This is a genomic window from Achromobacter marplatensis (genome assembly GCF_002209535.1).
Lineage (GTDB): Bacteria > Pseudomonadota > Gammaproteobacteria > Burkholderiales > Burkholderiaceae_B > Achromobacter > Achromobacter marplatensis.
Map to the genome: position 1 here is coordinate 744074 of NZ_NJIG01000002.1, position 11893 is coordinate 755966.

Sequence of the window (11893 nt, forward strand, 5' to 3'; positions counted from 1 at the left end):
CCCTTAGCGATTCGGAAGATAGGGATGCGTGGCCTTCCAGTGGCGGGCGATGTCCAGCCGGCGGCACACCCATACGCGGTCATGGCTGGCGATGTGGTCCAGGAAACGTTGCAGCGCGGTGACGCGCCCCGGACGCCCCAGCAGGCGGCAGTGCATGCCGATGCTGAGCATCTTGGGCGAGTCCTCGCCTTCGGCGTAGAGCACGTCGAAGCTGTCTTTCAGGTATTGGAAGAACGGATCGGCGTGCGAATAGCCTTGCGGCAAGGCGAAACGCATGTCGTTGCAGTCCAGCGTGTAAGGCACGATCAGTTGCGGCACGACGCTGCCGTCGGTTTTTTGCACCTGCATCCAGAAGGGCAGGTCGTCGCCGTAGTAGTCGCTGTCGTACTCGAAGCCGCCGTCGTCGGCCACCAGGCGGCGGGTGCGCGGGCTGTCGCGCCCCGTGTACCAGCCCAGGGGGCGGGTGCCGGTAAGGCGGGTGATGGCGTCCATGCCCAGGCGCATGTGTTCGCGCTCGGTGGCTTCGTCTACGTTCTGGTAGTGCACCCAGCGCCAGCCGTGGCATGCGATCTCGTGGCCGAGTTCGACGAATGCCGCGGTCAGCTCGGGGTGGCGCTGCAACGCCATGCCGACGCCAAAGACCGTCAGCGGCAGCTGCCGCTTTTCGAATTCCCGCAGGATGCGCCAGACGCCCGCGCGCGATCCGTATTCATAGATGCCTTCCATGCTGAGGTGGCGATCGGGGTAGCTGGCGGGATTGAACATTTCGGACAGGAACTGTTCAGACCCGGCGTCGCCGTGCAGCACGCTGTTCTCGCCGCCTTCTTCGTAATTCAGCACGAATTGCACGGCGATGCGTGCGCGGCCGGGCCATTGGGCGTGTGGCGGATTCCGGCCGTAGCCGATCAGGTCGCGGGGATAGGCAAGCGTGGAGTCGTAGGTATGCATGAAGGAGGCGGGCAAGGGGCCGGATTCGACAAGCGGGCGCCGCAGGGCGATCGCGTCATGTTCGGCTAAACAATAGCGGGAAAGCAAGCCTCTGTATACAATTTATGTACATCACTGAGGAAAACGCTAATGCCGGCGTACGGCCCACGCACGCCGGCATCCTTTAACGCAGATCACCTGCGGGCCAGCCCATGGCCCCGAAGCCGGCCTCAGCCGTTGCGGTAGAGAAAGCTGTAGGCGTTGATCGCCGGCACCCCTCCCAGGTGCGCATACAGGACCTTCGATCCCGCCGGTATTTCGCCGCGGCGGATGATGTCCATCATCCCCTGCATGGATTTCCCTTCGTAGACCGGGTCGGTCATCATGCCTTCCAGCCGCGCGCAGGTGCGGATGGCGTCGTTGGTTTCGGCGGAGGGCAGGCCGTAGGCGGGGTAGGCATAACGCGTGTCCAGCACCACGTCGCGGTCGGTGATGCCTGTCTCCAGCCCAACCAGATCCGCGGTGCGGCGCGCGATGCGCAGGATCTGCGCACGCGTCTGCTCAGGCGTGCCAGAAGCGTCGATGCCAATGACGCGGTCGGCGCGCCCGTCGGCGGCAAAGCCCACCACCATGCCGGCCTGGGTGCTGCCGGTGACGGCGCACACGACGATGTAATCGAACTTGAACCCCAGCTCGGCTTCCTGGCGCCGCACCTCTTCGGCAAAACCCACGTACCCCAGGCCGCCCAGTTCATGGTCGGAGGCGCCCGCAGGAATGGCGTAGGGCTTGCCGCCGCGCTTTCTCACGTCTTCCAGCGCTTCTTCCCAACTGCGTCGAAAGCCGATGTCGAAGCCCTGGTCCACCAGCCGCACGTCGGCGCCCATCAGGCGGCTCATCATGATGTTGCCGACGCGGTCATAGACCGCGTCCGAATAGTCCACCCAGTTTTCCTGGACCAGCACGCAGGCCAGTCCCAGTTTGGCGGCCACGGCGGCCACCATGCGGGTGTGGTTGGACTGGATGCCGCCGATGGTCACCAGCGTGTCGCAGCCTTGCTCGAGCGCTTGCGGGATCAGGTATTCCAGCTTGCGCAGCTTGTTGCCGCCGAAGGCCAGGCCGCTGTTGCAGTCTTCGCGCTTGGCGTAGATATCGACCTTGCCGCCCAGGTGGGCGGACAGCCGGTCGAGCTTTTCAATGGGGGTGTCGCCGAAGGTCAGGCGGTGGCGGGGAAATCGTTGCAGATCCATGCGGACTCCTGGGAAAAAGGTCCGGGCCGGGCGGGTGGCGCGGATGGAGAAATCATAGGAATCGCCGGGATTTGCGGTCAATTGCGTTATTTGTCAATTTTTCGTTTTTAAAGTTATTAATAATGGTTGTTGGGAATTCAATATTTCGAATATAAAAACAACAACGAAATTAAATTTTCAGGGACATACCAAATGAGCGTCGCCTCGGGCCTGGACCGCATCGACCGCCACATCCTGCGCGTGCTGCAGGACGACGCGCAGATCACGAACCTTGACCTGAGCGCGCGCGTGCACCTGAGTCCCGCCGCCTGCCTGCGCCGCGTGGAAAAGCTCAAGGCCGAAGGCGTGATCAAGAAGACGGTCGCGCTGCTGGAACCGGCAGAGGTGGACATGGCCACGCTGGTCATCGTGGGCGTGGTACTGGACCGTTCCACGCCCGAGTCCTTCACCGATTTCGAGGAAGCCGCGCGCGGCATCAGCGGCTGCCTGGAGTGCCATCTAGTGGCGGGTGAATTCGACTACTTCCTGATGTTGCGCATACGTGATCTGGAACGCTTCAACAAGCTGCATGCGGGCGAGATCATCAAGCTGCCCGGCGTACGCCAGATCCGCACCTTTTTCGTGTTGAAAGAGATCCTGTCCACGACCTCGCTGCCGGTATGACGCGGCTATTGCGCAACACTCTGGTTTGGAGTGCCTGAAAATGACGCGCTGCGGCATTTTCGATTGACGGAATTTGATGGCGTGTAGACGGCTGGATTGCAGGCGTTCGACGGACATTCCAAAGCCGCATGCAGACATTCCGATTCGGCTTTTGCGTCACAGAAACGCAAGAAGACGCCCATAAACTCAAAGGGTTATACTTTCAACCATACGGCTATCAAGGCTTGTACGCGCCTTCTGCCCCTGCGATCCGCTTAACGGGAAGCCCGTGCTGCGGAAGGTTTTCCTGCATCGTGTCGAGTGAAGCACTCGTAAAGGTGAAGCGATATGTCTTCGGAAATAGAATCTCTATCCACGTCTTATCTCTTTGGGGGTAACGCCCCTTATGTTGAGGAGCTTTACGAAGCCTACCTCGACAATCCCGGTTCGGTACCTGATAACTGGCGCGAGTATTTCGACCAGCTGCAGCATGCTCCCGCAACCGACGGCCAGGAATCCACTCGCGACCAGGCCCACGCTCCCATCGTCGAATCGTTTGCCCAGCGCGCCAAGGCCAATGCCTTCGTGCAACGCTCGGCCGAACCCGACCTGAGCGTCGCCAGCAAGCAGGTTTCGGTGCAGTCGCTGATTGCCGCCTACCGCTCGCTGGGTTCGCGCTGGGCCGACCTGGATCCGCTCAAGCGCCAGGAACGTCCCCCGATCCCGGAACTCGATCCCGCCTTCTACGGCCTGACCGAAGCCGATCTGGACCAGACCTACTCGGCCACCAACACCTACTTCACGACCGCCAGCACGATGACGCTGCGCGACATCCTGAAGGCGCTGCGCGACACGTATTGCCGCAGCATCGGTGCTGAATTCACGCACATCTCCGACCCCGCCGCCAAGCGCTGGATCCAGGAACGCCTGGAAACCACCCTGGGCGCGCCCGCCTACTCGGTCGAAGAAAAGCGCCACATCCTGCAGCAGCTGACCGAGTCCGAAGGGCTCGAGCGCTTCCTGCACACCAAGTACGTCGGCCAGAAGCGCTTCTCGCTGGAAGGCGGCGAAAGCTTCATCGCCTCGATGGACGAAGTGGTGAACCACGCCGGTGAAAACGGCGTCCAGGAAATCGTGGTCGGCATGGCCCACCGCGGCCGCCTGAACCTGCTCGTGAACATCATGGGCAAGATGCCTGGCGACCTGTTCGCCGAGTTCGAAGGCAAGCACGCCGAAGGCCTGACCGACGGCGACGTGAAGTACCACAACGGCTTCTCCAGCGACCTGTCCACCCGTGGCGGTCCGGTCCACCTGTCGTTGGCCTTCAACCCGTCCCACCTGGAAATCGTCAACCCCGTGGTCGAAGGCAGCGCACGCGCCCGCCAGGAACGCCGCGGCGACGCCGAAGGCAAGCAAGTGCTGCCTGTGCTGGTGCACGGCGACGCGGCTTTCGCCGGCCAGGGCGTGGTCATGGAAACGCTGAACCTGGCGCAGACCCGCGGCTACGGCACGGGCGGCACGCTGCACATCGTCATCAACAACCAGATCGGCTTCACGACGTCTGACCCGCGCGACTCGCGTTCGACGCTGTATTGCACCGACGTGGTCAAGATGATCGAAGCCCCGGTTTTCCACGTCAACGGCGACGATCCCGAAGCCGTGGTGTTCGTCACCAAGCTGGCGCTGGACTACCGTCTGCAATTCCGTCACGACATCGTCGTGGACATCGTTTGCTTCCGCAAGCTGGGCCACAACGAGCAAGACACCCCGTCGCTGACGCAGCCCCTGATGTACAAGCGCATCGGACATCACCCCGGCACGCGCAAGCTGTACGCCGACAAGCTGACCACGCAAGGCGTGCTGGCTGAAGGCGAAGCCGATCAACTGGTGAAGGACTACCGCCAGCTGATGGAAGACGGCCAGCGCACCATCGAACCGGTGCTGACCGACTACAAGAGCAAGTACGCGATCGACTGGTCGCCGTTCCTGGGCGCCAAGTGGACCGACCAGGCCGACACGGCCGTGCCGCTGGCTGAACTCAAGCGCATCGGCGAACGCATCACGACGGTTCCGGAAGGCTTCACGGTGCACCCGCTGGTCGCCAAGCTGCTGAACGACCGCCGCACGATGGCCAAGGGCGAAATGAACCTGGACTGGGGCATGGGCGAACACCTCGCCTTCGCGACCCTGGTGTCCTCGGGCTACGCCATCCGCATCACCGGCCAGGACTCGGGCCGCGGCACGTTCACGCACCGCCACGCCGTGCTGCACGACCAGAACCGCGAACGCTGGAACGACGGCACCTACATTCCGCTGCAGAACGTGTCGGAAGGCCAGGCGCCGTTCACCGTCATCGACTCCGTGCTGTCGGAAGAGGCGGTGCTGGGTTTTGAATACGGCTACTCCAGCGCTGAACCGAACACGCTGACCATCTGGGAAGGCCAGTTTGGCGACTTCGTCAACGGCGCCCAAGTCGTGATCGACCAGTTCATCAGCTCCGGCGAAGCCAAGTGGGGCCGCCAGTCGGGCCTGACGCTGATGCTGCCGCACGGCTACGAAGGCCAGGGCCCCGAGCACTCCTCGGGCCGCATCGAGCGCTTCCTGCAGCTGTGCGCCGACAACAACATGCAAGTGGTCCAGCCGACCTCTGCCTCGCAGATCTTCCACGTTCTGCGCCGCCAGATGATCCGCCCGTTCCGCAAGCCGCTGGTGCTGTTCACGCCGAAGTCGCTGCTGCGCAACAAGGATGCAGGTTCGCCCTTGACCGATCTGGCCGGTGGCAGCTTCCAGCCGGTGATCGGCGAAGTGGACGACACCATTGACGCCAGCAAGGTCAAGCGCGTGCTGGCTTGCTCGGGCAAGGTGTACTACGACCTGGTCAACGCCCGCCGCGAGCGTGGCGCCGACAACGTCGCGATCGTCCGTGTCGAACAGCTGTACCCGTTTGCACACAAGTCGTTCGAAACGGAACTGCGCAAGTACCCGAAGGCAACCGAAGTGATCTGGGTTCAGGACGAACCGCAGAACCAAGGCGCCTGGTTCTACGTTCAGCATCACGTGTACGAGAACATGGTCGAAGGCCAAAAGCTGGGCTACGCTGGTCGTGCCGCGTCGGCATCGCCGGCCGTGGGCTACCTGGCCAAGCACCAGGAGCAGCAGAAGGCCCTGATCGAAACGGCCTTTGCGCCCAAGTTCAAGGTCATGTTGACGAAGTAACCCTGGCTTGATGCACGCGCCGCGGGCGGCAAGCGTTCTGGAACCCCGTTTCGAACCTTGCCGCGCTGCGTGACCAGAACACAACTTTACGGAACAAATAAAATGGCTATTACCGACGTCGTTGTCCCCCAACTTTCCGAATCCGTCTCCGAAGCGACCCTGCTGACCTGGAAGAAGCAGCCGGGCGCTGCCGTTGAAGCGGACGAAATCCTGATCGAAGTCGAAACCGACAAGGTCGTGCTGGAAGTGCCGGCTCCCGCCTCGGGCGTGCTGGCCGAAATCGTCAAGGGCGATGGCAGCACCGTGACCTCGGGCGAAGTGCTGGCCCGCATCGACACCGCTGGCAAGGCCGCCGCCGCCGCGACCGCTCCGGCTGCCGCCGCCCCGGCCGCTGCCCAAGCCGCTGCTGCTCCGGCCGCCGCTGCCCCGGCTTCGACCGCCGCCGCTGGCGTGGCATCGCCCGCCGCTTCCAAGATCCTGGCCGAGAAGGGCGTTGATGCCGCTTCCGTGGCCGGCACCGGCCGTGACGGCCGCGTGACCAAGGGCGACGCCCTGGCCGCCAGCGCTCCCGCCGCCAAGGCCGCGCCGGCTAAGGCCCCGGCCGCTCCCGCCCCGACCACGCTGTCGCTGGACGGCCGTCCGGAACAGCGCGTGCCGATGAGCCGCCTGCGCGCCCGCATCGCCGAGCGGCTGCTGCAATCGCAGCAAGAAAACGCGATCCTGACCACGTTCAACGAAGTGAACATGCAAGCGGTCATCGATCTGCGCAGCAAGTACAAGGACAAGTTCGAAAAGGAACACGGCATCAAGCTGGGTTTCATGTCGTTCTTCGTCAAGGCCGCTGTGGCCGCGCTGAAGAAGTACCCGCTGATCAACGCGTCGATCGACGGCAAGGACATCATCTATCACGGCTACTTCGACATCGGTATCGCTGTCGGCAGCCCGCGTGGCCTGGTGGTGCCGATCCTGCGCAACGCCGACCAGCTGTCCATCGCTGAAATCGAAAAGACCATCGCTGACTTCGGCCGCCGCGCCGCTGACGGCAAGCTGGGCATTGAAGAAATGACCGGCGGCACGTTCTCGATCTCCAACGGTGGCGTGTTCGGTTCGATGCTGTCGACCCCGATCATCAACCCGCCGCAATCGGCCATCCTGGGCGTGCACGCCACCAAGGATCGCGCCGTTGTCGAAAACGGCCAGATCGTCATCCGCCCGATGAACTACCTGGCGCTGTCCTACGACCACCGCATCATCGACGGCCGCGAAGCCGTGCTGGGCCTGGTCGCCATGAAGGACGCCCTGGAAGATCCGCAGCGTCTGTTGCTGGACCTGTAATCTCGATGCTCCGCGCGTGGCGCCGCACCCGGCCTTCGGGCCTGCGGCGTCCCGGCCGGCTCTCAGCCGGCCTCCGGCAACACCGCGTCGGGCGGGGCGTGTTCCACCCCTCATCTCACCCGCGAGAACACTATGTCCAAACAATTTGACGTCGTCGTGATCGGCGCAGGCCCTGGCGGCTACATCGCCGCCATCCGTGCAGCGCAACTCGGCATGTCGGTCGCTTGCATCGACGCCTGGCAGAACGGCCAAGGCGGCCCGGCTCCTGGCGGCACGTGCACCAACGTCGGTTGCATCCCGTCCAAGGCGCTGCTGCAATCGTCCGAACATTTCGAACAAGCTAACCACCACTTCGCCGAGCACGGCATCGAAGTCAAGGGCGTCAGCCTGAAGCTCGACACGCTGATCGGCCGCAAGAACACGGTGGTCAAGCAGAACAACGACGGCATCCTGTACTTGTTCAAGAAGAACAAGGTCACGTTCTTCCACGGCAAGGGCGCGTTTAGCGGCCAAGTGGAAGGCGGCTGGGCCATCAAGGTCACCGGCACCACGGAAGAAGACCTGGTTGCCAAGCACGTGGTCGTGGCCACGGGCTCGTCGGCGCGTGAACTGCCCGGCCTGCCGTTCGACGAAAAGGTCGTGCTGTCCAACGACGGCGCGCTGAACATCGGCGCCGTGCCGAAGACGCTGGGTGTGATCGGCGCTGGCGTGATCGGCCTGGAAATGGGCAGCGTGTGGCGCCGCCTGGGTTCCGAAGTCACCATCCTGGAAGCGATGCCGGAATTCCTGGCTGCCGCTGACGGCCAGGTGGCCAAGGAAGCCCTGAAGGCTTTCACCAAGCAAGGCCTGAACATCCAGATGGGTGTGAAGATCGGCGAGATCAAGGCCACCGCCAAGTCGGTGACTGTGCCCTACGTCGACGCCAAGGGCGCCGAGCAGAAGCTGGTGGTGGACAAGCTGATCGTCTCGATCGGCCGCGTGCCCTACACCGGCGGCCTGAACGCCGACGCCGTGGGCTTGAAGCTGGATGAACGCGGCTTCGTGGCCGTGGACGCCGACTGCAAGACCAACCTGCCGAACGTCTGGGCAGTGGGTGACGTCGTGCGCGGCCCGATGCTGGCGCACAAGGCCGAAGAAGAAGGCGTGGCGGTTGCTGAGCGCATCTCCGGCCAACATGGCCACGTCAACTTCGACACCGTGCCGTGGGTCATCTACACGTCGCCGGAAATCGCCTGGGTGGGCAAGACCGAACAGCAACTCAAGGCCGAAGGCCGCGAGTACAAGGCCGGCAGCTTCCCGTTCCTGGCCAACGGCCGCGCCCGCGCGCTGGGCGACACGACCGGCTTTGCCAAGGTTATCGCCGACGCCAAGACCGACGAAGTCCTGGGCGTGCACATCGTGGGCCCGATGGCTTCGGAACTGATCTCGGAAGCCGTGACCATCATGGAATTCCGCGGCGCCGCCGAAGACATCGCCCGCATCTGCCACGCGCACCCGACCTTGTCGGAAGCCGTGAAGGAAGCCGCTCTGGCCGTGGACAAGCGCGCGCTGAACTTCTAAGCGACGCTTGACCTGAGCAAGACAGGGGGCGGGTTCCAGGACCCGCCCTTTTTTTATCGCCGGGCCGACCCAAGAGAAGAGCGCCCCTTTGGGGCAGCAAGCATGCCAGGCATGCGCAGCGTGGGGGCCAAGTCAAGGTTATCCGATCCACATGAACGTCCGCGAATACTACGAACAGGCATTGGCCGAGCGAGGCTACGAGCCCGATGCCGCCCAGAAGCTGGCGATCGACCGCTTGCAGCGCTACTACGACGAATGGCTCAAGTTCAAGTCGATGCGCTCGAACGCGCTGAAGAAGCTGCTGAACCGGCCTGACGTGCCGCGCGGCGTGTACCTGTGGGGCGGAGTGGGGCGGGGCAAGAGCTTCCTGATGGACGCGTTCTATGCCACCGTGCCGGTCGTGCGCAAGACGCGACTGCACTTCCACGAGTTCATGCGCGGCGTCCACCGCGAACTGGAAGAAGTCAAAGGCATGCAGGATCCGCTGGACGAAGTGGCCAAGCGGGTCGCCAAGCGCTACCGCCTGATCTGCTTCGACGAATTCCACGTGTCGGATGTGGCCGACGCGATGATCCTGCACCGCCTGTTGCTCAAGCTGTTCGAGTACGGCACGTCGTTCGTGATGACGTCCAACTACGAGCCGTCCACGCTGTACACGGACGGCCTGCACCGCGACCGCGTGTTGCCCGCCATCGCGTTGATCCAGTCGCGCATGGACGTGATGAACGTGGACGCCGGCATTGACTACCGCCGCCGCTCGCTGGAGCAGGTGCAGTGCTATCACACGCCGCTGGACGAACATGCGCAAGCCGCGTTGCAGAAGGCGTTCGACAGCCTGGCGGACACCCCGCCGCAGGAACCCCTGCTGCACATCGAGCATCGCGAGATCCGCGCGCTGGCGCTGGCGGGATCGGTCGTGTGGTTCGATTTCGCGACCCTCTGTGGCGGCCCCCGTTCGCAGAACGACTACCTGGAGCTGGCGAACCGGTTCCATGCCGTGATCCTGTCCGGCGTGCCCAAGATGGGGCCGCGCCAGGCGTCCGAGGCGCGCCGCTTCACGTGGCTGATCGACGTGTTCTATGACCATCGGGTCAAGCTCATCATGTCGGCCGAATGCGAGCCCGAAGTCATCTATACGGAAGGCGCGCTGGCCAACGAGTTCCACCGCACGGTGTCGCGCATCCTTGAAATGCAGTCGCGCGAATACCTGGAATCGGAACGCCGGCTGACCGTGACGTTGTAGTTATGCCGCATCTGGCCCCTGTTGCAGGGGCCGGACGGACATAGGATTGGTAACGCAAGTCATTATCAATTAAGATTTTGAGACTTCTGGTCCCGTACCGCCGTCTCAATCGTGTCCTCCCCCTATCTCCCCGCATCGATCCCGTGCGCCGACACTGCCATCGCGCCCGTCGATGGCTTGTACCGCGACCACCGCTCCTGGCTGTTCGGGTGGCTGCGCCGCAAGCTGGGATGCGAGCACCGCGCCGAGGATCTGGCGCAGGATGTCTTCGTGCGGGTGATCCAGGGACGCAAGGCGGTGCGCGTGAACGAAGCCCGCGCCTTGCTGACCACGATCGCCAAGGGGCTGGTGGTGGACCACCACCGCCATGCCGCGCTGGAGTATGCCTACCTGGCCTATCTGGCCACGGTGCCTGAAGCCTATGCGCCGTCCCCCGAGGCGCAGGCCGAGCAACTGCAATCGTTGATGCAACTGGACCGCTTGCTGGATGGCCTGCCCCCCAAGGCGCGATCGGCCTTCCTGCTGTCGCAGCTGGATGGCCTGACCTATCCCGAAATCGCCCAGCGCCTGGGCGTGTCCTTGAGTTCCGTTCAACAGTACATGGTGCGCGCGATGTCCGCGTGCTACGTGGCGTTCTATGAGTGACGCCGCGCGCGGCATGCCGCCGGACCCGGTCGTGCGCCAGGCCATCACCTGGTGGGCCAAGCTGCAATCCGGCCTGGCCGACGCGCACGACCGGGAATCCTGTCACGCCTGGCTGGAAGCGGACGCCGCGCACCGGCAGGCCTGGGACCGATTGCAGGCCATCAGCCGCGATGCGCGCCGGGTGCCGCCGGCGTTGGCCCATGCCGCCTTGAATGCGCCTCGGTCGCCCGGACGCCGCACCGTCTTGCGCGGCCTGCTGGCATTAACCGGGCTGGCGGCCACGGGTTGGGCCGGTTACCGGCACACGCCCTGGCAGCGTCTGGCGGCCGACCTGAGCACAAGCGTGGGAGAGCGCCGCACCGTAGCGTTGGCCGAGGGCTTGAACATCACCCTGAACAGTGACAGCGCGGTGCGCCTGCATCTGACCGCACAGGCGCGCGGCATCGACCTGCTTCGCGGCGAGATGCTGGTGCACACCGTAGCGCGCCCAGGTATCGGCGCGTTGCGCGTAGACACCGGCTACGGCGAACTCCACGCGGAACAGGCCCGGTTCGATCTGCGTCGCACCGACGAAGGTTCGCGCCTGGGCGTATACGAAGGCAGCGTCGCCTTGCTGCGCGATGGCGTATGGACGCATGCGTCCGCCGGCGAACGCCTGGCCTTTGCGGACGGCGGCCAGATCGGCCGCCACGCGTCCGACCCGGATCGCCTGGCCTGGGTGGACGGCCTGGTGGTGGCCAAGGACTGGCGCCTGGATGACTTCGCCGAGTACCTGGCCCGCCAGCGCGTAGGGGTGATCCGCGTGGATCCGGCCGTGGCGGACCTGAGGCTGTCCGGCGTATTCCCGCTGGACGACGCCGAGCGCGCATTAAAGGCGTTGGAGCCTGCGCTGCCGATTTTGGTGACGCGGCACACGCAGTACTGGCTGCAGGTCGGCCCCCGTCAAACCTGACGCCACCGCCTTTCAGAAGAAAGCCGCAATCTACAGAAAAATAGCCGCCCCGCCGCCGGGCCGCCCCAAGGCGGGGCAGCCCCCTCGGGGGGCAGCAAGCACGCGAAGCGTGCGCAGCGTGGGGGG

The 11893-nt window shown here is 64.2% G+C and carries 9 protein-coding genes; 7 read left to right on the plus strand and 2 right to left on the minus strand.

The features are described 5' to 3' along the window. Positions 1 to 3: 3 nt before the first annotated feature. On the minus strand, positions 4 to 948 hold the full coding sequence (gene puuE / locus CEY09_RS06925; protein ID WP_088588063.1) for an allantoinase PuuE: 945 nt from the start codon (positions 946 to 948) through the stop codon (positions 4 to 6). 209 nt (positions 949 to 1157) lie between these two features. Continuing rightward, entirely contained in the window at positions 1158 to 2174 is a 1017-nt protein-coding gene (locus CEY09_RS06930; protein ID WP_088588033.1) for a 1-aminocyclopropane-1-carboxylate deaminase, read from the minus strand. Between the two features lie 192 nt (positions 2175 to 2366). Between CEY09_RS06930 and CEY09_RS06935 the strand changes: the two genes are divergently transcribed. From CEY09_RS06935 to CEY09_RS06965, 7 genes are all read left to right on the plus strand, one after another. Continuing rightward, a complete protein-coding gene (locus CEY09_RS06935) occupies positions 2367 to 2837 on the plus strand; it encodes an Lrp/AsnC family transcriptional regulator (protein WP_088588034.1) in 471 nt (156 codons plus the stop codon). A 327-nt stretch (positions 2838 to 3164) separates the two neighbouring features. Next, on the plus strand, positions 3165 to 6032 hold the full coding sequence (locus CEY09_RS06940) for a 2-oxoglutarate dehydrogenase E1 component (protein WP_006223919.1): 2868 nt from the start codon (positions 3165 to 3167) through the stop codon (positions 6030 to 6032). A 102-nt stretch (positions 6033 to 6134) separates the two neighbouring features. Continuing rightward, on the plus strand, positions 6135 to 7367 hold the full coding sequence (gene odhB, locus CEY09_RS06945; protein WP_006223920.1) for a 2-oxoglutarate dehydrogenase complex dihydrolipoyllysine-residue succinyltransferase: 1233 nt from the start codon (positions 6135 to 6137) through the stop codon (positions 7365 to 7367). 132 nt (positions 7368 to 7499) lie between these two features. Beyond that, the gene (gene lpdA, locus CEY09_RS06950; protein WP_006223921.1) at positions 7500 to 8927 is read left to right on the plus strand and encodes a dihydrolipoyl dehydrogenase; all 1428 of its coding nucleotides are present in this window, start codon (positions 7500 to 7502) and stop codon (positions 8925 to 8927) included. 151 nt (positions 8928 to 9078) lie between these two features. Beyond that, entirely contained in the window at positions 9079 to 10170 is a 1092-nt protein-coding gene (zapE, locus tag CEY09_RS06955) for a cell division protein ZapE (RefSeq protein WP_088588035.1), read from the plus strand. 111 nt (positions 10171 to 10281) lie between these two features. Beyond that, a complete protein-coding gene (locus CEY09_RS06960; RefSeq protein ID WP_088588036.1) occupies positions 10282 to 10815 on the plus strand; it encodes a sigma-70 family RNA polymerase sigma factor in 534 nt (177 codons plus the stop codon). After that, a complete protein-coding gene (locus CEY09_RS06965) occupies positions 10808 to 11767 on the plus strand; it encodes a FecR domain-containing protein (protein ID WP_088588037.1) in 960 nt (319 codons plus the stop codon). Before CEY09_RS06960 ends, CEY09_RS06965 begins: the two co-directional genes overlap by 8 nt. The last annotated feature ends 126 nt before the right edge of the window (positions 11768 to 11893 follow it).

What these genes read in the sequence shown, in the direction of transcription:
- lpdA (WP_006223921.1), top strand. Translation starts at nt 7,500, where the DNA reads ATGTCCAAACAATTTGACGTCGTCGTGATCGGCGCAGGCCCTGGCGGC.
- zapE (WP_088588035.1), top strand. Translation starts at nt 9,079, where the DNA reads ATGAACGTCCGCGAATACTACGAACAGGCATTGGCCGAGCGAGGCTAC.
- CEY09_RS06935 (WP_088588034.1), top strand. Translation starts at nt 2,367, where the DNA reads ATGAGCGTCGCCTCGGGCCTGGACCGCATCGACCGCCACATCCTGCGC.
- odhB (WP_006223920.1), top strand. Translation starts at nt 6,135, where the DNA reads ATGGCTATTACCGACGTCGTTGTCCCCCAACTTTCCGAATCCGTCTCC.
- CEY09_RS06940 (WP_006223919.1), top strand. Translation starts at nt 3,165, where the DNA reads ATGTCTTCGGAAATAGAATCTCTATCCACGTCTTATCTCTTTGGGGGT.
- CEY09_RS06930 (WP_088588033.1), bottom strand. Translation starts at nt 2,174, where the DNA reads ATGGATCTGCAACGATTTCCCCGCCACCGCCTGACCTTCGGCGACACC.
- puuE (WP_088588063.1), bottom strand. Translation starts at nt 948, where the DNA reads ATGCATACCTACGACTCCACGCTTGCCTATCCCCGCGACCTGATCGGC.
- CEY09_RS06965 (WP_088588037.1), top strand. Translation starts at nt 10,808, where the DNA reads ATGAGTGACGCCGCGCGCGGCATGCCGCCGGACCCGGTCGTGCGCCAG.